Annotated in this window: 22 protein-coding genes and 1 pseudogene; 5 read left to right on the top strand and 18 right to left on the bottom strand. The window is 43.9% G+C overall.

From position 1 onward, the window contains the following. Nucleotides 1-591: 591 nt before the first annotated feature. The 7 genes from BUB85_RS21570 to BUB85_RS16935 form a co-directional block, all read right to left on the bottom strand. Nucleotides 592-762: a hypothetical protein gene (locus tag BUB85_RS21570; RefSeq protein ID WP_159434670.1), complete on the bottom strand. Its 171-nt coding sequence runs from the start codon at nt 760-762 to the stop codon at nt 592-594. A 175-nt stretch (nt 763-937) separates the two neighbouring features. After that, the gene (locus BUB85_RS16960; protein ID WP_159434669.1) at nt 938-2,065 is read right to left on the bottom strand and encodes an SseB family protein; all 1,128 of its coding nucleotides are present in this window, start codon (nt 2,063-2,065) and stop codon (nt 938-940) included. 61 nt (nt 2,066-2,126) lie between these two features. Then, nucleotides 2,127-3,494 (bottom strand): J domain-containing protein, encoded by a 1,368-nt coding sequence (locus BUB85_RS16955; RefSeq protein ID WP_073112687.1) that lies wholly within the window; start codon nt 3,492-3,494, stop codon nt 2,127-2,129. 1 nt (nt 3,495) lies between these two features. Then, the gene (locus BUB85_RS16950; RefSeq protein ID WP_073112685.1) at nt 3,496-5,289 is read right to left on the bottom strand and encodes an Hsp70 family protein; all 1,794 of its coding nucleotides are present in this window, start codon (nt 5,287-5,289) and stop codon (nt 3,496-3,498) included. 55 nt (nt 5,290-5,344) lie between these two features. Continuing rightward, nucleotides 5,345-6,145: a 5-bromo-4-chloroindolyl phosphate hydrolysis family protein gene (locus BUB85_RS16945; protein WP_073112683.1), complete on the bottom strand. Its 801-nt coding sequence runs from the start codon at nt 6,143-6,145 to the stop codon at nt 5,345-5,347. Continuing rightward, on the bottom strand, nt 6,142-7,086 hold the full coding sequence (locus BUB85_RS16940; protein WP_073112681.1) for a 5-bromo-4-chloroindolyl phosphate hydrolysis family protein: 945 nt from the start codon (nt 7,084-7,086) through the stop codon (nt 6,142-6,144). The genes BUB85_RS16945 and BUB85_RS16940 overlap by 4 nt, the downstream gene beginning before the upstream one ends. A 10-nt stretch (nt 7,087-7,096) precedes the next feature. Then, nucleotides 7,097-8,503, bottom strand: coding sequence for a hypothetical protein (locus BUB85_RS16935; protein WP_073112679.1), 1,407 nt, complete (start codon nt 8,501-8,503; stop codon nt 7,097-7,099). 404 nt (nt 8,504-8,907) lie between these two features. On the opposite strand from BUB85_RS16935, the gene BUB85_RS16930 reads away from it, so the two are divergent. From BUB85_RS16930 to BUB85_RS16920, 3 genes and pseudogenes are all read left to right on the top strand, one after another. Next, nucleotides 8,908-9,798, top strand: coding sequence for an RpnC/YadD family protein (locus BUB85_RS16930; RefSeq protein ID WP_143160765.1), 891 nt, complete (start codon nt 8,908-8,910; stop codon nt 9,796-9,798). Between the two features lie 167 nt (nt 9,799-9,965). Then, the gene (locus BUB85_RS16925) at nt 9,966-10,274 is read left to right on the top strand and encodes a type II toxin-antitoxin system RelB/DinJ family antitoxin (protein WP_073112677.1); all 309 of its coding nucleotides are present in this window, start codon (nt 9,966-9,968) and stop codon (nt 10,272-10,274) included. 23 nt (nt 10,275-10,297) lie between these two features. Then, nucleotides 10,298-10,435 (top strand): annotated as a pseudogene (locus BUB85_RS16920) (IS256 family transposase); the annotation flags it as partial. 213 nt (nt 10,436-10,648) lie between these two features. Here BUB85_RS16920 and pepD read toward each other — a convergent pair. The 7 genes from pepD to BUB85_RS16885 all read right to left on the bottom strand — a co-directional run bounded on the left by pepD (nt 10,649) and on the right by BUB85_RS16885 (nt 17,461). Continuing rightward, complete coding sequence (pepD, locus tag BUB85_RS16915; protein ID WP_073112675.1) at nt 10,649-12,082, bottom strand: beta-Ala-His dipeptidase; 1,434 nt, start codon at nt 12,080-12,082, stop codon at nt 10,649-10,651. 18 nt (nt 12,083-12,100) lie between these two features. Beyond that, nucleotides 12,101-13,363 carry an MFS transporter gene (locus BUB85_RS16910; RefSeq protein ID WP_073112673.1) on the bottom strand — a complete coding sequence of 421 codons (1,263 nt, stop codon included), beginning with the start codon at nt 13,361-13,363 and terminating at the stop codon, nt 12,101-12,103. A 291-nt stretch (nt 13,364-13,654) separates the two neighbouring features. Then, the gene (locus tag BUB85_RS16905; protein WP_073112671.1) at nt 13,655-15,142 is read right to left on the bottom strand and encodes an aminotransferase-like domain-containing protein; all 1,488 of its coding nucleotides are present in this window, start codon (nt 15,140-15,142) and stop codon (nt 13,655-13,657) included. A gap of 243 nt (nt 15,143-15,385) precedes the next feature. After that, complete coding sequence (locus BUB85_RS16900) at nt 15,386-15,889, bottom strand: GNAT family N-acetyltransferase (RefSeq protein WP_073112669.1); 504 nt, start codon at nt 15,887-15,889, stop codon at nt 15,386-15,388. A 50-nt stretch (nt 15,890-15,939) separates the two neighbouring features. Further along, nucleotides 15,940-16,269, bottom strand: a complete 330-nt coding sequence (locus BUB85_RS16895; protein WP_073112667.1) for a hypothetical protein — start codon at nt 16,267-16,269, stop codon at nt 15,940-15,942. An 8-nt stretch (nt 16,270-16,277) separates the two neighbouring features. Next, on the bottom strand, nt 16,278-16,685 hold the full coding sequence (locus tag BUB85_RS16890) for a helix-turn-helix domain-containing protein (RefSeq protein WP_073112665.1): 408 nt from the start codon (nt 16,683-16,685) through the stop codon (nt 16,278-16,280). Nucleotides 16,686-16,891: 206 nt separating this feature from the next. Next, nucleotides 16,892-17,461 carry a TetR/AcrR family transcriptional regulator gene (locus BUB85_RS16885; protein WP_073112664.1) on the bottom strand — a complete coding sequence of 190 codons (570 nt, stop codon included), beginning with the start codon at nt 17,459-17,461 and terminating at the stop codon, nt 16,892-16,894. A 148-nt stretch (nt 17,462-17,609) separates the two neighbouring features. Between BUB85_RS16885 and BUB85_RS16880 the strand changes: the two genes are divergently transcribed. Together BUB85_RS16880 and BUB85_RS22665 are read left to right on the top strand one after the other, a co-directional pair. Further along, nucleotides 17,610-18,278 (top strand): transmembrane-type terpene cyclase, encoded by a 669-nt coding sequence (locus tag BUB85_RS16880; RefSeq protein ID WP_456298569.1) that lies wholly within the window; start codon nt 17,610-17,612, stop codon nt 18,276-18,278. Next, nucleotides 18,271-18,489, top strand: coding sequence for an ATP-binding protein (locus tag BUB85_RS22665; RefSeq protein ID WP_073112660.1), 219 nt, complete (start codon nt 18,271-18,273; stop codon nt 18,487-18,489). Before BUB85_RS16880 ends, BUB85_RS22665 begins: the two co-directional genes overlap by 8 nt. Nucleotides 18,490-18,524: 35 nt before the next feature. Here BUB85_RS22665 and BUB85_RS16870 read toward each other — a convergent pair whose 3' ends face one another. The 4 genes from BUB85_RS16870 to BUB85_RS16855 all read right to left on the bottom strand — a co-directional run. Then, entirely contained in the window at nt 18,525-18,923 is a 399-nt protein-coding gene (locus BUB85_RS16870; RefSeq protein WP_073112658.1) for a VOC family protein, read from the bottom strand. Nucleotides 18,924-19,150: 227 nt separating this feature from the next. Then, nucleotides 19,151-20,080: a DUF6179 domain-containing protein gene (locus BUB85_RS16865; RefSeq protein ID WP_073112656.1), complete on the bottom strand. Its 930-nt coding sequence runs from the start codon at nt 20,078-20,080 to the stop codon at nt 19,151-19,153. A 20-nt stretch (nt 20,081-20,100) separates the two neighbouring features. Then, nucleotides 20,101-20,376 (bottom strand): DUF6323 family protein, encoded by a 276-nt coding sequence (locus tag BUB85_RS16860; protein ID WP_278319606.1) that lies wholly within the window; start codon nt 20,374-20,376, stop codon nt 20,101-20,103. Nucleotides 20,377-20,383: 7 nt separating this feature from the next. After that, nucleotides 20,384-20,712: IS66 family transposase (locus BUB85_RS16855; protein WP_143160764.1), on the bottom strand; the 329-nt coding region annotated here is incomplete at its 5' end.

Here is a 20,712-nt window from a genome sequence, read left to right as displayed (position 1 = left end):
TCTTCCTTGTGTTTTATGTCTCCATTGTACTAAAAACTCAGGAAAAAAGCGAATTCACATAGATTCACCTATGGTGAAAATGACTGTGGATAAGTAATGTTTTTCAATGTTCAGTTGTTGTTAAATATATTCAAAAGCCATAGAATTTGGCTTTGAATCAGAGTTATTTGAAAGATTGAAAGAGTAATCCACAATGAATTAAATTATTCAATCACAAACAATTGGTTATCCACCAATTACCGAAATAATATCGCAAAACAGGTTTTAAAAATTCTCTGTTTTGTACAAAAATTAATTAGTTCCCCAAGGGGGTTCTGAACAGTTACGTTTTTTGTTATATTTTTTCATAAGGTTCTCATCAAACTTTCTACTTTTTTTGTAAAGCAAACATCCAGATGACAAATACATCTATACCTTTTAATTGTACCATTTTCTCTTCACATTAGGAATAAAAAAATTATTTACGGCCAAGAACAAAGAGTTTCCTATGATATAAAAAATCGGCAGAACATGTCTGACAAACATATTCTGTCGATTCCTTTTTTATCCTTTAATTTGTGTCGGAAATGCCGCTTTCAGAAAAGCGGACGATCACACAATTCCGCCGGAAAGCGGTGGCCTTGGAAATCCTCCCACATCATGAAAATCTTTCTTCCCCATTTCCGTTCTTTTCTCGTCCTCTTCCCTCTGGAGTTCCGGATTTACCGGCTGCTCATTCTGCAGCTTTTTCTGTCCTTCTTTTCCGTTTTCTTTTTTCAGCATGGATCTTCCTCCTTCCATTGACGCAGTACTGATGCCTGGTGTTCTCCCGCCTGAAGCCAGGCGCGCCTCACCGTCTGCGCAGTTGCGGCCGGGCAGAGACCACTTCAACAGCTTTCGTTCAATGTGGGCAGCCCGGTGTATTTGTCTTACCTTGAATATAGCACAAACATCCTTCTTATTCCATATAATTATCCGAAAATGGATTCACCACAAATCCGCTTATGCGTTCATCGTGACCTGTGATTGCTCTCACATCCTCGTAAGTCATCATCATCGTTTGCGGCTTCTCTTCCATTCTCCACTTTGAGAGTTCTGCCCAGTCTGTAAATACCGGCTGGTAGTTTTCTCCTTCCCGTGTTGTAAGATACGGAAAACTCATATGGCTGTTCTTCTGAAATACAGCTGTTCCATCCCCGTTTTCTTCCGGCTGAATATCCAATTCCACTACGACCAGAAATCTGGTCCGCTGTTTCATTTCCTGGTTGATCCACTCCTTCATCCTGTCAAGGAGTGCATAATTCTCCCCTGCTATAAGCCCCTTCAGTCTTGGATTTTCTATCGGAATGTTCACGTCCTCCAGATTTGGCCGGACATTGCTGATTACATCCCCCGGCTTCATGGCTGCCGCCTTCGGATCCTGAAACAGAAGACCAACACGTTCCCTGTTCTGCGTCCGGTATACTTTTCTGACGATCTCATCCTGAAATGCTTCTATCTGTGCAGTCTGCAGACGATACTGTCCTCCGTCCTCCGAAAGCACCCACACCTCTTCATGCACCGCAAGCGGGCCGCCGATGATGACGCCCGATGCCACGATGCCATCCGTAAAGATCGGGAAAACATCTTCCACCAGTAATGTAAACCGCGCTTCGTAATCTTTCGCCCACCACTCCTGCTGATTTTCCTGCTGCCTCGGTTCACGGCTGTACTGATGATCCTCCTGTGGACCCGGTTCCTGACTTTCCTGACGTTCCTCCTGCGGACCCGGTTCACGGCTTTCCTGACGGTCCTCCTGCGGACCCGGTTCACGGCTGTCCTGACGGCTCTCCTGCGGACCGGACATTTTCTGTTCTTCCGCCGCCTTCCGTTTCCTTCCGCGGATCAGGATCCACCCACCACGGATGACACCCACGCCAATCGCACATATCGTTGCAAATACAATGAGCTGCGCCATCTCCGAGCTGTCGCTCCCCCACAGTACAGCATCGTGCAGCACCGCCGCGATGCCCAGTGCACCTAACAGTGCAGCCAGTATGCCCACTATGATAAGCAGTACGCCTATTATCTTTTTTACAATTTTCATATCCTTCTTCTCCTGATACTCTCCCCCCGCACAATTCATGTAAGGCGAACGCTTCTGTTTCCTAAGGCGTTTCCTGCTGTGTGTCCAGAGTACTATACTTTTCGACTGCCTCTTCCAGCTGCACGCGTATCCCGGCCTCGTCGATCGGTGTATATCTGTTCAGCTTTACGGTGACCGTGCCGACGCCCAGATGTGTCGTCTCTACACTCACTGATATATCGTGTCCGCTTTGCACATAATCGCTCTGTGACAGAGCATGAAGATAGGCAAAAAAGTTGGACGTAAATTCATTTAGCGGAGTATCTCCGATCTGCACTCCCTTTGCCCCAGTAAGCGACATTCCAAGCTCCAGATCATATACCGGCGCATACGCCTTCTTCAGCTGATATGCATAATCATCCTCGATGTCTATATAATCTTCCCCGTTTCTGGTCCAGCGAAGATGAAACTCCATCTCTCCCGCCACCGGTTCCCAGGTTGTCGCAGTATAGAATACCTTGTCCTGATCACTCTTCGTCGTGTAACTGAGGTTGTCGTTCATCCCGTCTGTCACCGACTGCTCCAATGTGCATTTAATATTATATTTATGTTCTATGTATGCCTCGATATTTTTCACGGAATGGTACTCCTGCACCGCACGGGCGGTCCGCAAATGTTCCGAAATAAAATATACAGATCCACACACAAGGATCAGAAGCGCCGCCACCACAAACGGAGCCAGCCTGTGTTTCAGGAGTTCCTTTCTGGCTTTCTTCTGTCCTTCTTCCCTGAGCATGCGGCGCAGCTTCTCCTGCTTTGCGTAGATCATTGGAACTTTTTCCTCAAGTACCGCATCCATCATCTGAAGTGTTCCGGCACGAAACCGGAGCGGCAGAATCCGATTATAAAGAGTCGTCATAAACCCCTCATACTTGATTGCCTCCAGCACGACCTTATTTTCAAAAAATCTGCACCAGGCATCATGATCCTGAAGCTGATCCGTCCTGATGATTTTTGGCATCTGTTCCTTTGCCATATCCTGAACAAATGCGGCATACAACTGCTCTCTTCTGCGACTGGCGGCGTTTTTAATCTCATATTCCCTTGCCAGTCTGCTGATTTCTTCCGCCTGCAGCCATTCCGGGTTCTCCGTCTCCGGCTCATCCCACGGTCTGCCCGCTCCTCTAAATCTGGAGCCTGATTCGAGGTCTGCCCCTGTCTGCCGCTGCTCTTCCCCCGGCTCTTCTCCCAGCTCTTCAGTTCCACGCACGCTCTTCCCCTTCGCCATCTTCAGTGCAATCTCATAGGCACTGTATATCTCCTGGAACTTCTCCGGATATTCCTCGGGATGGTATCTGGCAATCAGCTTCGCGTAAGCCTTCTTGATCTCCCGCACATTGTCGGTGGGATCGATTTCCAGCACCTCCCAGATTTCTTCTATTTCCCTCATATCAGCTCGTCAAATGTCCTTTCCCAAACAAGTCCGTAAACTCCTCATCCATCTCCATCTCTTCTTCCTTTGCCTCATCGTACCACGCGCTGGAAAAAGCATCAAGATTCTTCTCCACACCAAACGCATCCATATGCTCCTCCGCAGAATCCATGGCTCTGGAAAAACGTTTTCTCGCTTTTTTTATGCGGATATCATCCTGTTTGTTCATCACAAACTCGAAATACTGCATCTCATAGCTCAGAAATTCCCGCAGGCGCTCACCGGCCTGCTCATACAGTGCCTCGCATCTGGAAATCAGATACATGTTCTCCTCCCTGTCCCGGGGATGTATCTTCAGACTCTTCAATTCCTGCAGCCGACGTTCGATCTGCTGCCCGTTCATCTTATTTCCATCCTCCACGATGACCAGATGCCCCCGTTTTCCCGTGCTCGTGATCTCCGCATCCACCTCCAGGATTCCGTTAATATCATAGGTGAACCGCACAAGCACGGTCTCCCTGCCAGCCGGTGCAGGCGGCACCTGCATCTCAAGATCATCCAGCTGGATATTATGTTCCACACGGATGGATTCTCCCTGATATATTTCCAGCTTCAGTTTGTCCTGTCCGTCGTACACGGTCTGGTAAATCTCTGCCTTGCTGACCGGCAGTGCCGTATTCCGCTCAATAATCGGCGACATGATTCCATCCCGGATTGCAACCCCCAGCGTAAACGGACACACATCTGTCAGCAGCATATCCCGTATCTCTGAACAGCGCTCCTTGATTCCGGCATACGTCCCGGCTCCCAGTGCCACAATGGTATCCGGTGATCCTAAGAATATCACTTCTTTTTTCAGGAAATGCTGCAGATACAGCCGCACAGCCGGCATCTTGCAGGAACCACCCACCAGTATGATCCGGTCGATGTCCTCCCAGCCAATCTCCGCACCGGAGACCGCCTTCTCCATCGGCTGCAGCATACGGCCAAAAACAGACGCCGATGCCTCAATCATTTTCTTCGTGTCAAAAGCAGAGGTCCACGTCTTCCCTCCGTAATGTACGGCCATCTCCACCTCTTCCTGTTCCGACAGTGCGCTCTTACAGTTCTCCGCACTCTTGACAAAGATCGCCTGCTCTGATTCTGTCAGATCTTTCAGCCGGATGCCATGCTCCCTACAGAAAAATTCCGCAATCGCCTGATCAAAATCACAGCCGCCCAGATGATTATCCCCGCTGATTGCCACCACATTAATAACATTGTCAAAACAGTCCACCACCGACACATCCAGCGTTCCACCACCAAAGTCGAAGACCATCTCCATGCATTCCTCCTCCGGGTACAGGTGCTGGCAAGCCAGCGCAGCCGCCGAAGGCTCATTGATGATCCGTTCCACCAGCAGGCCCGCCATCTGCCCGGCCTGCTTCGTCGCGTCCCGCTGCGCGTTGCTGAAGTAAGCTGGCACGCTGACAATCGCCTCCGTGACCGGTTCTTCCAGATAATTCTCTGCATCTTCCTTCAGTTTTTTCAGCACCAGAGCCGAGAGTTCCTGTGGTTTATAGGATTTTCCCGCCAATTTATACGTCTTTCCCGTTCCCATGAATCGCTTGAACAGCGATGCCGTAGATCCCGGGTGTGAGATCAGCCTCTCCTTCGCAACCTTTCCAACGAAAATATCGCCTTCCTCATTCACGCTGACCACACTGGGTGTCAGAAATTCTCCAAATGCATTCGGTATCAGCTCGCTGTTTCCATTCCGCCAGACAGCCGCCAGACTGTTGGTCGTTCCCAGATCAATTCCTATGATCGCCATTCTCTCATCTCCTCCTGTCTGTTCTGTGCCACCGATTCGGCAGATGCATATATCTTTACGGAAATGCTGTCAGCACTTTCCTGATTTCTCCGGCGCAGTCTGAATCCTGCACCTTTACCCCCAGCGTCTCCAGCTGTGCATACTGCCTGGTCAGCAACAGCAGCTGCGGAAGATAAAACCGGTACACTCTGCCATACGTATAAAATTTATCCGGTGCATCCTGAATCTCTTCTCTTATCGCAGACAACCGTTCCACCGCCGCTGCGATTTTCTTTTTCATCTCTTCATCCTGAATCTTTCCGTTCCATTTTCGGACATCTGCCAGCTGCTCCACTGTCTGTGTAAAAGCCAGATAGTCTTCAAGCCCGACTCCCGCCGCACGGAGCTTCAGGCGAGTGAGCTCCCAGTTTTTTCTTTCTGCTTCATATTCCTGCCACACCTGCGGCTTCAACATCACACATCCGCGCAGGGCATCCATCTTTGCTCCGGGAAGTTGTTTTGCGCGTATCATTCCACGCATATCCCGCGCAATCAGTCTTCTGCCATATCCGGTCTCCCGCGCCAGTTCTTCTACTGTCACGTAGTCCCTTGTGGTCACAAGGCTCTGATAAAAACGGTAACGCCGGCTGCGCATAATTCCGGTCATCCCCAAAAGCACAAGCGCCAGACCAAACAAAAGCTGCGGCCCGTCTCTAAAAAGTTCCTTTATATAAGTGTCTCCTACATAACTGCTGTACACAGTACCATCATAAAAACCGCCGGAAAAAAGTGTGACCAAAAACAGCAGCTTGTCAAATGCGATTCGCCCTCCAATAAAAATGGCAACGACTTCCACTACGAACCATTTGTCTTTCACGCTGTCACCCCCAATCTGCGGTGCTGCTCCATAATGATGCGAAGGGCATAAAGATTGCTGGTGACTTCCATTTCCAGCTGTTCGCATAGCTGTGCCGTCAGCCTTTCAAATGCTTCTGCCAGCTCCTCCAGTGCCCCGGACAACTCCGTCTGCAGCTGTTTTATGTTCTCCATTTCACTTTCTTCCACCGGTAACTGCTGATATCTTTCAACCAGCTTATCTGCCGTGGGCAGAAAATAATTCAAAAATGTATGCAGATTGGCCAGATTCGATGGATTTTGAGCCGCAGCATGCAGTAGCCGCTCCACCGACTGCTCCATACGCTCCATGCATTTTTTCATCTTCTCATTCTTTTCCCGCAGAGCCGCCTGCCCGATCCGCTCCTGAACCGGATATGCATTTTGCAGAAGAATCTGCTGTTCCTGTTGGAATCCCAGCTTCTCCCACTCCTTCTGCTGCTCCTTCCAGAGCACTACTGCATCCAGATATTGTCCATACAGATCGTCCGTCAAAAGAAAAAACGTAGATTCAGCATTGATGTGTCCCTGAAGGAACAGATTTTTCTGAATCATCGCTTTAAGCCTGCGGCGCAGGGACACTTCCTTCCAGTGCAGCTGTTCTGCCATTTCTCTGATTTCCGCAAGTTCACAGTCTCCCAGGTATTTCCTGATTTTATGGAAATCACGAATCATCTTCAGTGCATGGAGACCGAAAAGCAGCAGCCCCAGTCCAAAAAGAGCAATCAGGTATCCGGCCACGATGGCAACCGTGTGCTCCGCCTGTGATGCGCCCCTCAGATTTCCCGTAGAGTAGAACATCTTACGCTCCATCTCTGCGATGGACAGACCACCCTGTATATCCATCAATCCCAGAACACTGTATACAATACCGGAAACACTTCCGGGTTCATTCGGATGAAATTTTCTTACTGTCTCTGTCATAATCTTCCCCTCACCTGATCAAAACTGTAAATGTATAGCCCCAATTTGAATCCCATCCATAGATTGGCGGAACAAACAGATATCCATCCCTCTGGAATACTTCCTCCAGATAGAACAGCCACATGTCCTCATCTGCTCCCATTCTTGCCGCTGTCACCGGATTGTCCCGGGATTCTGTAATCAGCTTCACCTTACTGTCCGGGTAGCGTCCTTCCATGTCAAGAATCAGCGCAACCCCTGACTCATCCAGTGTCTCCGTTGTAATGCAGAAGCTTTCCGCAATCTTCCAGTCGCTGTACTCCGTCTCCGCAAGTTGTCTGGCATCCGGCGGTGTTTCTACTTTCCTGTATGTATACGTTTCCGCTTTTTTTGTCCCGTCATCCGACACCAGATAGATTCCTTCCGTCTCCTCCTCCGCAATCGGGCGGTATAGCTGATCATACGCAAAGCTGAGGAGCGTGTAGCCGCTGTAGAAAAATTCACTCCCTCTCCCATCATCCCTATAGGTCAGTGAACGAGGAAACACTCCCTCAGATTCTGCGATATACTCGGTCTTCAGTCTCTGATAATATGTATCCGGGAGCACGCAGGAGAAAATGTCCAGATGATACGCATCCTCCATGTCCCTGAGCGTCTTTTCATATATCTTCTGATATTCCAGTTCCGGATTTTTCATACGTGCACGCATGTCCGCGTGCTCCTTATCTGTGAAAAACAGTGCTGTCGTACCACAGAGACGCAGTTGTCCTTCTATTTGTGACGCATCGGCAAGTTTTTTCCGAAGCGCATATTCCCCGTCGAACAGACTCTGCAGATCCCCGTCAAAGTAAACCTGATATGCCGGACAGATCAGCCAGGGATTCTTTTGATAAATACTTTCATACGTTCCCTCCCCCTGAATAAGTGGCCGCGCAAAAGCCCCGTCCAGTCCGGAGCGCTCCACCGCGTCCTCCTCCAGTGCCTTTTTAATCTCCGGCCACTGATAATTATCAAAGTAAACGGCATGATCCGCCGAAAGATAGATTGCATATACGACCTTCTCGACATCGTCATTCTGCTCAGCATTAAAGCATTGATACCCCAACTCGCTGTCTGTAGCGTCCGGATGCCATATCCCGGTGTTCAGCTGATCGACGGTCACCGTCCCGGCGCCATATTTTTCATTCAGATAATCTGCCATGTTCTGCTCCACAATGTCATAATCATAGGTCTCGGCATCCTTCAGCGCCTGCGCATACTCGCTGTTTTCATATTCCAGCTGCCGCTTCAATGCAAATGGAATCAGCAGACATAGACAGAGTACCACGGCTCCGCCGATCACACCTCCGGTAATCCATCTCTTTTTCTTTTGTTTTTTCAGAAAAATCTCCTGTTCCACAAAGTATTTCTCCCAGTTGGGATTTCTGTCACGACTCATAACTACCCTCGTTTTCTACTTTTCTTTTCCCTGGAATAAGCAGCCTTCCTTGCATCCATCTGCTGTTCTCCTGTCATCCACAGTGCCGTTCGACTCCGCTTTTCTTCATTTGACTATTATACACTAACTTGCTGCAAGTGACAATTATGTGCTGCGGGAAATCGTGGTAAGTGATTGACTTCTCTTCTCCGACATGTTATCTTAATACTCACACAAGCTTTCTGCTTGTAAAAGTTCTATTTATTTTATTCTGGCCGTTTCGGTCATTTTATTCAAGATTTCGTAACTGCAAATCATGTCTCAACAGTATGTTTCCAGAGTCCTCTTCTTTGTGTCTTCCTCTCTTTTTTCTTGTAAGAAACAATTGCAGCCTCTGTGAAACATGTTATAATGGAGGTAGCATAATGAAGTGGAAAAACATAATTCAACAGTATATTTTCAGACAACGGTACGGTATAAATCATAAGTATAAGGACGGGCTTTTCCGGTTGATTTTTCGGGATAAGCACGATTTGCTCCAACTGTATAACGCAGTCAGCAACACCAATTATACAGACGAAAGCAATCTGCTTATCACTACCATTGATGATGTGGTCTACATGGGCATGAAAAATGATCTGTCATTCATCATAGGGGACACTCTGAATCTATACGAACATCAGAGCACGTACAATCCCAACATGCCGCTTCGGGGGATCCTTTACTTTGCCGATTTGTATCGCGCTTATATTGAAGAACACGACTTGGATATTTACCACCGGCACCTGCAGGAACTTCCTTTTCCACAATACATTGTTTTCTACAACGGAACACAGGATATGCCGGATCGTCTGGAGCAGAAATTTTCTGATTCTTTTAAGAATACCCACGGGCAGACTGCCTGTCTGGAATGCACGGCTATTATGTTGAATATCAACTCTGGTCGTAATACAGATTTATTTCATAAATGCCGGCGTTTGGAGGAATACTCTATTTTCGTAAGGACTGTCCGGCAGAACCTGGACTTGAATATGGAGTTGGAGGCTGCTGTTAATCTAGCCGTAGACATGTGTATTCAGAATGATATTCTGGCAGATATCCTGACCAAAAATCGGGCGGAGGTGTTAAATTTGATACTTACAGAATATAACGAAAAGAGACATATGAAAACCATACGGGACGACGGATATCAGGAGGGGATTCAGTCCGAAAAACTGGCCACCGCTCAAAAATTGTTGTCCATGAATTGGAGCATCGGCGAAGTTGCTGATTTCACAGGATTATCTGAGTCCGAAGTGAAGTCATTAGATGACTAATGAAATACATCCGGGTTTCTACAGGGAGTTCCTCGTTCAGGACTCTCTGTTTCTTATTTTGCCACATAAAGCGAATCTGTATTCACGGTCTCCGGCACAGTGCAATTTCGCTTTTAATTGAAAAGTAACGACATCTGCGTTACACTGTAAAAAAGGAAGTTGATGAAATGGAAAAAACAAGTACATTGAATTTGAGAATCAATCCAACAGTGAAGCAACGTGCAGAAGAAGTTTTATCTCAATTGGGTATACCGATGTCTACTGCAATTGATATGTATTTAAAACAGATTTCTATGACAGGTGGGATTCCGTTTGCTGTTACATTACCAAAAGTTCCAACAGAAATTAATGCAGATGCAATGACTGATGCAGAACTTCATGCCAAATTACAAAAAGGCTATGAAAGTGCAATTGCCGGAAGAACACAAAACGCAGAAGAGGCATTCAAAAAGGCTAGGGAGAAACGTATCGGATGAAGCAATACATTGTAGACATTACAGACGAGGCACTGGAAGAGATGCTTTATCTGACGACACAAAATGTAAAAAAGGAATGGACGCAGCGATACCGTAACTGGGATTTGGTATTAAGCCAGCTAGTGATTCTCTATGGCGACCGTATCAATCAATATCTCTAAGGGCAGAAAAATACCGGTTGACAGTTAAGTAAGCTGCATCAGCCGGTATCCTCTATTCTTTTTCCGTCGGTACCTATAGTATAGCCACTTTTTTTCCTCTTATTCCAGCGGGTGGCGTGGGCGCGGCCACATAGAAAGCAGTTCAAGGGTATCGCTATTGGATTGCAAAAAATAGTTTTGAAGCTTTTATATGTATCATAACATTGCAAAATATTATAAATTTTCCAGCAATATGGTAAAAACTTCATATATTTCTTTAAAAGAGTCTCTGTTCATACATTCGTCAAATGTATGATAGTCTCTGACCAATGGTCCCAATGTTGCAATATCCATCTCCGGTTTCATAACTACAAAGTGACCGGCTTCTAAGCATCCATGCTCTGCATGTTCTTTCATTTCCCTGCCCGTAACCTGTTCATAAGCTGCCTGAAGCTTTTTACGGAGCGGTGAATCTTCACGATACTCCCAGGAAGGGAGACTTACACATATTTCACTTTTCCAGTTCAAAATTTCCGCTAAAGTCTTAATTTCATTAGCAGTGTTATTTACAAATGACTGTGAAGCTCCTCTTATATAAATGGATACAATAAGTTTTTCATTTTCCATTTTAAGAACTCCTATATTTGAAGATGCCGTGGTAAGCTCAAGGTGCATACTGCGGTGCTGAAATCCATCAGGACAAACAAACAGAAGCTTTACAATATTTTCAGTATCATGTAAAGAAAAAACTTTTTGTGATCCACAGGGTTTTATTTCCGTCCACAATCCCCCATCACTGTACTTTAACTCTGCCTGCATTTCTTTGGTCATACCATCTATGCTTTCACGAATCTGCTCTATATCTCGTTGTGACGCAAACACAGTTGTACAGGTTCTTGAAATTGCATTGTCTACAGACCCTCCCTCTATGGCAGCTAATCGCAAATCAGACTCCTCTTTCATAAGGCCAAATAAAAGACGCCCTGCCAATTTGTTGGCATTTCCTCTCTCCTTGTGGATGTCATCTCCCGAATGGCCTCCCAGTAGTCCCCCTATAGTCACCTTGTAAAACTGTTTATTGCTACTTTCCTTCTTTGCATCATAAGTCAAAATAATACGATTCATTCCGGCACCTGAAACCGTAGTTGCATTCCCACTCATTTCATCCAAGCTCAGCAATCTATCCGCCCGAAAGGAGCTCGCCTCCAACTGTGCAGCACCTGCACACCCCACCTCTTCCTGAACGGTGAACAGGCACTCCAACGGCGGATGCTTCAAACTTTCATCAGCAAGCACTGCCATCATATACGCAACTCCGGCCCCGTCATCTCCTCCTAGCGTGGTACCATTGGCACGAATCCAGCCGTCTTCCAGATATAACTTCAGCGGATCTTTCTCAAAATCATGCTCCACCCCTGAACGCTTTTCACAAATCATATCAATATGTGCCTGAATAATCAACGCAGGATGATTAACCAGTCCTTTTGTTCCATTCTTATAAATTATTACATTCCCCAAATCATCCTGCTTATACTCAAGACCTTTTTCTTTGGCAAATTCCACAATGTGGTCACTCAGCACTTGTTCATTATAGGAACCATGTGGATATTGACAAATTTCTTCAAAATATTTTTCATATAATAATTCCTGATTTAATACATTCGACATTTATTCACCTCATATTTTCTATTTTCGATTATTTTTCAGTATGCGCATACGTTTCTCTTTTGTTCTCCTGAACCATATTAGTGTTAGTATAATCCCGAATATTACAACTGCCAGCATATAAATAAAAAACAGTTGATATCCCAATGCCCCCGGAAACTGATCTAAAAGTTTACCTGCAATAAATGGTGAGGTAGCCTCTGGCAGATATCCAAGACAACAAATCAGTCCGATTGCTGCACCTTCACACTTTGCCGGACAATCAATTTCAACCATGATCGCGAAATGCATACTGACACAAATATACATACTTGCAAATACGATGATGCCCCCTATAATGATTGGTACAATCCCCATTGTTGACTGGCTGCAGAGAATTATAACCAGTCCGGCTACTAATCCCGCCTGTCCAATCAGCATTACTTTTGAACCATTGATTTTGTCTCCCAGCACGCCGGCAAAAAATGATGCTACAGGTCTGACATATTGCGAGGATGAGGTTAAAATTACTCCCAGCATCGCACTTGCGCCAAGAATCTTCGTTGCATAGGGTGAAATATAATAGTATCCGGTGCTTACTGTAAGTGTGGAAAAGATTATGCCAATCATCAACCAAATTTCCGGCATTTTCAATGGTTTTATTATTGTCTTAAACTCAAATGCCTCTTTTTTATCGCTTTCATCTTCCATATCACGCAGCAGATAAATATTCAAAAGTCCCAGGCCAATGGTCATAACGGAATAAAAAATAATAATCCATCTCACACCCATCTTTTCGCTCCCGGCAGCAATCATTTTTCCGAAAATTGCAGCCGCAATTGCCAGATATCCTGCATTAAAAATTCCTCTTCCGCCTTCAAAAATGCCGAATGCTTTTCCCTGCTCATTGGATGCCGCCAAGGCACGGATACATTTCATTAATGCCGGCCAAAATGTCATCAGAGCTGTGATCCCCCACAAACCATGAATCAATACGATTATGTAGGCTGGGGGAGATGACAATAATGCTAATCCCAGAGTTCCCGTCATCAGCATGGATATGGGAATTAGTTTCCTTGCTGAAAAATAGTCCACAATGACTCCTCCAAACAGGTATGACACAGAACCAACCAGACCAAAAACCGTACCGCACAATCCCATCTGAGTATTTGTCATTCCAAACGCATCCATAAAAGCACTGTAATAGTAAGACCGAAAATATGGCAGAGTATAAATAAATGACCCTGACAAAGTCAGTACCAGTAAGCTTACAATATTTTTCTTAAGCTTTGATTTTGTCTCCATAAATATCTTTCCCTTTCATCTTTCTTTTTTTATAAATTTTCTAATACTTCGCGAATAAGAGCGCCCTATTTCTAATTACATATTATGTGTTAATAGATAGAAAACCAAGTTCCAAACATATAGATTCAAATATGCCATTTCAAACGCAAAAAAGAGACACTCTTGTTTTCAGAATCAATTCTTAAACAAAAATGTCCGTTTCTTACATGTTTTTCTAATTTTGTGATGAAAAAGAGAAGCCATTTTTTACTTTTAATGTGTACCATTTTTAATATCTGTACATGTCTGCCCCTATTTTTCAGCATTATCCTGCATGCATATCAAAATAGCTTTTTGAAGTACTTCTGCGCCTTTTATAATCTGCTCATCCGTTGCAGAAGAAAATGAAATCCGCAGATAATTCTCCCCCTTGTTTCCTTCCGGGAAAAAAATACTTCCGGGCATAAGCAGAACACCCATTTTTTCACACAATGCAGCCACTTGAAAATCATTAATATTCCGCTCCATTTTTACCCATATTACCAACCCTCCGTCTGGTTTTAAAAATGATATTTCCGGTATTTTTGAAAGTTCAGTACACATAATTTCTCTTTTTCTGTTATAAAATTCCTTTAAAAATTTAAAGTGTGTTTCATAAAATCCTTTTTCCAAAAACCTCATCCATAAATATTGGCCCATACTGTTTAAAAAAAGCTGATCCTTATTTACTATACTACGGTATGTTTTCAGTACATTGTCCGGTGCTAGAATATAAGCCAGCCGTATCCCGGGGTAAATAGATAATCCTGCCGTATCCAGATATATGACAGAATCACTTGTATCCAAAGAATAAAGACTTGGGAACCTTGTCTCACTGTAGCAATAGTCATATTGAGAGTCATCCTCAATTATGGGAATATTATATGCCCCTGCACATTTTAACAAACGCTTTCTATTATCCATTTCCATTGTATGGGTGGAAGGATTTTGATAATTGGGCATGGTATATATCAGCTTTGGTTTATACTGTAACACATATCCTTCTAAAATATCCATGCGGATACCGTTATCCTCAATAGGTACGGAAAGCAGCTTTGCTCCCACGTGAAGAAAAATATTAGCTATAGCAGGACATGCCGGTTCCTCGATAATCACGTAGTCCCCTTTATTTAAATACATAAATGCGATATTACTTATTGCCTCGTATGTTTCACTTACAATTTGTATATTGTACGCTTTTACATAAATATGTCTGGAAAACAGCATTTCAACTAGACAGTTGCGGAGCCGCTCTGTCCCCTGTGGGTCACAGCACCAAAATGGTTCTATGTCATCTCCATCAACAATCTCCTGCATTAGTTCTTTTAAACATTTGACAGGAAGTGCTTTACGATTCGTCAGTACCGCTGCAAAAGGAATTTTCTCCGTATCATAAGATGCGTGATACAGTTTTTCAAACCGCTTCTGCATATTTATAAAATGATAATAGAAGTTTTTGTCCAATGAAGAAAAGGAAAGTCGTTGTTTCTGTGCCTCCGCTTTTTCGTTATCCTGATGCTCTGTTCCCACGAAATAGCCACATGGCTTTTGCCGGGAAGAAAATATCATGTTTTCTGCAATTAAAGCCTCATATGCTTTAACTACAGTATTTCTATGAACTGAAAGTTTTTCTGCCAGACGCCTTTCTGATGGAAGTTTAAATCCACTTGGCAGTTCACCTGAAACTATCATTTCTTTTATATTCTTTTTCAGCTGTCTGTATAGAGGTGTTGAACTGTTTCTGTTTATCTTAATGTCCATGGCTTTGCCTCCGCTTTTATTCTTCTTTCGCCATTATATCATGGTTAGTTTAAAATAACAAAAATAGTACTGCAAATTTCAGTTCGTCGAGAAGAGGCTATGAAAGTGCAATTACTGGAAAAGATAGATGTGTTGTATTATAAGTGTGACAACACTTTGGCAACAAAAAATCAGTAAGTCAAAATAAAATAGGTAATTGAGATAAAGCAAATCTCTGAAATCCCGTCTCTGTCTCTTTCCAATTTAATCCAGGTAAAGCGGACGTTCACATTTTTGAAATGCAATGCGTGGTGAGCCATCCTCCACATAAATTTTTCCGCAGGATGTGAAACCCAGCTTGTTCAATAACTTTTGCATTGGAACATTATTCTCATGCGTATCAATACGAATATTTCCGGTCTGTTCGTATGCCCAGTTTATGCAGAAGGTAGCGACTCCCTTTGCTCCTTCCGCTGATGCAATACGGTGTATCACAGCATATGGCCTGTCATTCAACCAGGTCCCGTTCTCTATTACACTGTAGGTCAGATCCTCTTCTTCCGCAAAGTAAAATACGCCTGTAATCTTTTCATTTTCCACACATACGTAATGTCTCTGTTCCTGAATATCTTTCTCTATCAATATCTGCGGCGGAAATGTCGTTCCCCACTGCCCTGCATTGCCATGCTCCGCCATGAATTTTCTGGCATGCGCATAGACAGACATGATAGCTTCTAACTCCTCCGGCCTTGATTTTCTAATCTCCATAATGTTTATTCCCCGTTCTTTTTTATATTTTTTCGGCTGCTGCAGCTATTTTACTCCATCAACATAATACACCACACACAAATGATTGCACCAAGCACCAGGAACACAAGCCCTGCACCGATTTTCTTTTTTCTACCGTCCATCTCCTTCTGCTGCTGCACTGTCATTGATTCAATTGCAAATCTTTTTCGTCCGATAAGATACAAAATCAGTCCCGACTGATTGTTTCCGCCTGCCGAGAACACTCCCCATAATTTCGGATGTTTTAACCCCCGGCATCTCGCATCCAGTTCTACCATCCGGTAGATTTGATAGACACAGAACAAAGCTCCTACAAGCCAAAATGCAAACCCAATTATCATCATAAAATTCATCATCATTTTTCACCTCATATTTTCTGTACGATTTCGTACAAAAGAAACGCAATTCCAATTACTGCCAGACTAAATACTCCCGCCATCATGTAAAATGTCTGCGGCATCATTGCCACAACAATAAAAAGTGCAAGGAACAAAACGATATTTACAGCGATTGCTCCAATTAATTTTTTATTGCTTTTCACAATGTCGGTACTCTCTTCTAAATGTTTCATTATCTTCTGATCTCCTTTCAGCAATTCATCGAGGCTCACTGAATATAAGTCGGATAATTTGACGATGCTCATGATATCCGGATACGACTTTTCATTTTCCCAATTAGAAATCGTCTGGCGGGATACCATAACTTCTTCTGCCACTTGTTCCTGTGTAAGATCTGACTTCATTCTTGCCTCTTTTAATTTCGGTCCAATGTTCATTATGAGTTCTCCTTTCACGAACATTATTGCTGAAATGTAATTATTTGTCTGTCAAAAGTCTTTTACATTGCCTGTTATGATGTGTCAAATGTCTTTTTCGCTGCTTCAGAAACTCAGCTTTTAAAAAGGAAACCATACCTGATGATCCACGATGAGCCATTCTTTTGGGAAATCGCGAACGTCCTGTAGTTTTGCTTTCAGCTCAGTCAATTTGTATTTGAAACAATGATACTCTGCCCAATCACCCTTGCCATGATAGTTTCTTCGGTCTCTCGTGCTATCTCATCAATCGTCAGATTGAAGTCTTTATCAAACCAGTGTATTAAAATCTGTGTCAGTGCTCCGCTGACAAAAGCAATAGTATAATCTGGATTTGCTTCCTTTTCATTATACTTTTTGAATATGTCAATCCTGGGCAGATACTGCTCAAACATCTCTTCCAAATAAAATGTAAGCTTGTTCTCTATCAATATCTTTACAAAACTTTTTTCTTCATAAAAAAATGTAAAGAACTGCGTAGTTATTTCTCTGATAGATATATCTTTAAAATCTGCACACTCCTCCTTAAATGCCAAAAACAGGCATTCGAAATGATAAGCCATTATTTCATCCTTTGACTCATAGATCTGATAAAAGGTCTGTCTGGAGAGATCTGCCTCAGAGCAGATCTCTTTTATCGATATCTTCGCATAGCGCTGATTTGATAACAAGCGGATAAGTGCTTCTCGGATCCACTCTCTTGATCTCATTGCGGATGGGTTATTTCCCCGATACATATGTCTCCTCCCTATATTGTCAAGCCACAAAATATTGATTTATAGTTACCTCTTCCAAAAGTTTTACATATTTTTATATCTGTATGACTTGTTCTCGAAATATTGACGCATGCCACACTTTATTTTATACTATTCCAAACACTGACACATGTCAACTTTTCAAAGGAGGAATTTTATGACTATTTTTTTGACATTATTATCTGGAATCGGATGGATGATTGTATATGAGGAGTGTATACGACTTGGCATTAAGCAAAAAACCTACGCCATGCCTTTCTGGGCGCTGGCTCTAAATCTCACCTGGGAGGCCATCTACAGCTACTCTGATATTTTTCTTGGCGCGCATGGCCCCCTGGAAGGCATCACAATTGCCCAGGCCGTTGTCAATGTATTCTGGGTATGCCTCGACTGCGTCATTCTCTATACCTACTTCAAATATGGTAAGAAAGAATGGCCCCAAAAAATATCCGGCAAGCTGTTCGTTCCATGGAGCCTGCTCGTCCTTGTTTGCAGTGCCGTGCTTCAGCTTGCTTTTATCAAAGAATTTGGATTTTTCCTTGCAGCTGAATATTCTGCATTTTTGCAAAACCTGCTGATGTCAGTTCTGTTCATTCACCTTTTCATTTCAAGGAAAAGCATGGAAGGACAATCACTGCTGCTTGCTGTCGCCAAATGGATTGGAACCCTTGCTCCCACTATCTTAATGGGTGTGATTCAATTCAATATTGTGGTCCTGACCGTTGGATTATTCTGCTCTGTATTTGACATTATTTACATTATTCTTCTGCTGAAAGAACGGAAGGTGTGCCATGAATAATATACTTTTTAAAATCGCATGGAAAATACTTGGCCGCAAAGAACTGCATATAGATAAAGAACTGTGCATCAAATGCGGAAAATGCTATAAAACATGCACTCATGGCGCAATCACTCAAAATGAAGATAAGTCCTATAGCATCAATACTGATCGCTGCCATCGTTGTTACCACTGTTTGGAGAACTGCCCAAAGAAAGCAATAAAAAGTTAGCGCATCCCTTTATTCATTTCAGATATATTTACAGTTTATTTCTCTTCAAAGAACTCTATTTCCTCCCCTACCGGTCCGATTACGAATGCAATTCTGACCGGGAAGGCTGGAATAGAATTGATCGTAAGCTCTTTTGGTTCCAGCGTCACTTTATATCCGGCCTCTCTGACTGCTTTCACACACATGTCCGGCTGATTCGTGGCGAATGCAAAATGATTCACCGATCCTGTTTCCTGCTGTGCCTGGCCCTGCGCAAAGATTTCGATCAGACCGGAGCCTGTGTCAATCATAATGCCTGCGGATTCTCCCTCTCCCCAGCTTCTTACAACAGGCAGTTCCAATATTTCATGATAAAAGGCAACGGCCTCTTCATACTGTTCTACAGAAGAACATTTTAATGCTACGTGGTGAATCCCTTTTACTAATCTGCTCATAATTTTCCTCTTTTCTCAATTGTCACAATACAACTGGTACATTTGTCTGATTTTCCATAATTGTCGGGAAACACTTATTTTGTTTTCTCCCCACATTCTATATATACCACTTCACCCCCATAAAATCCAGACAATTTCTCTTATACAAAACATCGAGCAGAATCCAACCGATGCTTTTTTATATTCTCACAGCCCATTTTCTAATTATAATAAAGCACGCCGATAACTCACAGCAAAAACACGCGCTCCAGACAATGATTCTCACAATTGCTTTGTGTCCGGACGGCTATATCCCGGCTGGCGCACCGCAGATACGAAAGCAGCCGCCCGTCATTTTCGACGAAATGTTTTGTGAGATACTGGAGCATTTGATCCACAAGCTCTTCAATTTCCCCGATCGTTTTTCCCGCCAGTATTTTCTCCAGTGCTTTGTATTCCTCCGCGCACAAGCCTGTTGCGTACACAGACTTATTCAAAAGCATATGTCCCAGCGTATTCTGGAGGACAATTCCGCACACATTTTCTATCAATCCTGCATAGCCCGTATCATATTCTTTGAGAACCGCAATCACATACTTTTCATTAAACATTCCGAGAAACTGCTGTTCCAGACTGACGCACTGCACATAGTTCAGTACGGCATCCACACCTGTCATTTCCCGCAGACTCATGAATATGGGATAGTCCAGCGTGAGGATGGTCTCCTGGGGTGCGTACTTGACATCATAATTCAGCAAAAACGCCGGAATTCCCTTACGGATCGTATCCCAAAGACATTCCAGACCATAATCGGAAAAATGTGTCATCAGATCATTGTGAAGTTCCAGCAGGCGGCTGGCTTTTTCTTTTACAATGTGCAGTCCGCTCTCGTAAGCCTCTCTGGCACTCATTTCAGATTTTGCCGGCAGAGCACGGAGTAAATCCGGAGCCCCGGCGTTCTTAGCATCCTGATGTTTCAAATCGTGCTGTGTCAGATCCCGGTAATCCAGGTTTCCGTTTTTCTGGTCCCAGACCTCATTCACGCAGTAAATCACCGCCTCCATAAGCGCCTGTGCCCGCTCGTAGGTAATAGATGTGTGCTCATACCCGGTATAACCTGTTGCCAGGTCTGCCACAATCGGTACTAATTCCTCTTCCTTATAGTTGCATCTGCCCATACACTCTCTCCTCTTTACTTCTACTCCCAGAACAGCTCCTTCAGTGCCTCCATGTACATTTCCCGGTCCCACCGTTCCACAATATCGAACTGTTGAAATTCTCCTTGCCCCCCGGACCGGACATGACCTTGATAGCCTGCGCGAATTGCCTGCGCAAAGACAGCCAGACAAGTGCCCTCCAGATAATCCAGATCTCCACAGCACACGCCGTCAAACTGTTCCTTCATAAATTCCAACAATTCATCATCCGTAATCTCATCCATCATTTCATTCTTATAAGAATAGTAACTGTTCAGAACTCCATTAGTTAAAGATGATATCGGAATTCCCTAAAAGGGCTTCTCTGATTGCTGTAAAAGCATTTATTCCATGCTTATGAGCAGTCCCAATATAGCTCATGATTGTAAGATATTCCTGTGCGCCTTCCTCACTGCGAAAACATCCTGAGACCTTGGTTTTAACCTTAATCATGCGCAAATCACGTTCCGCAAGGTTATTATCAAACGGAACACAGAGATTCTTTATAAATAAGCAGACTGATGCCTTGTAATTCACAAGTCTGTCAATTAGATTTAGTACCTTGGTCTTTTTCTTTCGACCACGCTTTTTGGTTGTGACTTCTGGTAAAGGAT

This window comes from Hespellia stercorisuis DSM 15480 (genome assembly GCF_900142165.1).
GTDB lineage: Bacteria > Bacillota > Clostridia > Lachnospirales > Lachnospiraceae > Hespellia > Hespellia stercorisuis.
The sequence above is the reverse complement of the archived record's forward strand: the minus strand, read 5'-3'. Positions and strand labels throughout refer to the sequence as shown.

What these genes read in the sequence shown, in the direction of transcription:
- BUB85_RS21570 (WP_159434670.1), bottom strand. Translation starts at nt 762, where the DNA reads ATGCTGAAAAAAGAAAACGGAAAAGAAGGACAGAAAAAGCTGCAGAAT.
- BUB85_RS16960 (WP_159434669.1), bottom strand. Translation starts at nt 2,065, where the DNA reads ATGAAAATTGTAAAAAAGATAATAGGCGTACTGCTTATCATAGTGGGC.
- BUB85_RS16955 (WP_073112687.1), bottom strand. Translation starts at nt 3,494, where the DNA reads ATGAGGGAAATAGAAGAAATCTGGGAGGTGCTGGAAATCGATCCCACC.
- BUB85_RS16950 (WP_073112685.1), bottom strand. Translation starts at nt 5,289, where the DNA reads ATGGCGATCATAGGAATTGATCTGGGAACGACCAACAGTCTGGCGGCT.
- BUB85_RS16940 (WP_073112681.1), bottom strand. Translation starts at nt 7,086, where the DNA reads ATGACAGAGACAGTAAGAAAATTTCATCCGAATGAACCCGGAAGTGTT.
- BUB85_RS16935 (WP_073112679.1), bottom strand. Translation starts at nt 8,503, where the DNA reads ATGAGTCGTGACAGAAATCCCAACTGGGAGAAATACTTTGTGGAACAG.
- BUB85_RS16930 (WP_143160765.1), top strand. Translation starts at nt 8,908, where the DNA reads ATGAAGTGGAAAAACATAATTCAACAGTATATTTTCAGACAACGGTAC.
- BUB85_RS16925 (WP_073112677.1), top strand. Translation starts at nt 9,966, where the DNA reads ATGGAAAAAACAAGTACATTGAATTTGAGAATCAATCCAACAGTGAAG.
- pepD (WP_073112675.1), bottom strand. Translation starts at nt 12,082, where the DNA reads ATGTCGAATGTATTAAATCAGGAATTATTATATGAAAAATATTTTGAA.
- BUB85_RS16910 (WP_073112673.1), bottom strand. Translation starts at nt 13,363, where the DNA reads ATGGAGACAAAATCAAAGCTTAAGAAAAATATTGTAAGCTTACTGGTA.
- BUB85_RS16905 (WP_073112671.1), bottom strand. Translation starts at nt 15,142, where the DNA reads ATGGACATTAAGATAAACAGAAACAGTTCAACACCTCTATACAGACAG.
- BUB85_RS16900 (WP_073112669.1), bottom strand. Translation starts at nt 15,889, where the DNA reads ATGGAGATTAGAAAATCAAGGCCGGAGGAGTTAGAAGCTATCATGTCT.
- BUB85_RS16895 (WP_073112667.1), bottom strand. Translation starts at nt 16,269, where the DNA reads ATGATGATGAATTTTATGATGATAATTGGGTTTGCATTTTGGCTTGTA.
- BUB85_RS16890 (WP_073112665.1), bottom strand. Translation starts at nt 16,685, where the DNA reads ATGAACATTGGACCGAAATTAAAAGAGGCAAGAATGAAGTCAGATCTT.
- BUB85_RS16885 (WP_073112664.1), bottom strand. Translation starts at nt 17,461, where the DNA reads ATGTATCGGGGAAATAACCCATCCGCAATGAGATCAAGAGAGTGGATC.
- BUB85_RS16880 (WP_456298569.1), top strand. Translation starts at nt 17,610, where the DNA reads ATGTCAACTTTTCAAAGGAGGAATTTTATGACTATTTTTTTGACATTA.
- BUB85_RS22665 (WP_073112660.1), top strand. Translation starts at nt 18,271, where the DNA reads ATGAATAATATACTTTTTAAAATCGCATGGAAAATACTTGGCCGCAAA.
- BUB85_RS16870 (WP_073112658.1), bottom strand. Translation starts at nt 18,923, where the DNA reads ATGAGCAGATTAGTAAAAGGGATTCACCACGTAGCATTAAAATGTTCT.
- BUB85_RS16865 (WP_073112656.1), bottom strand. Translation starts at nt 20,080, where the DNA reads ATGGGCAGATGCAACTATAAGGAAGAGGAATTAGTACCGATTGTGGCA.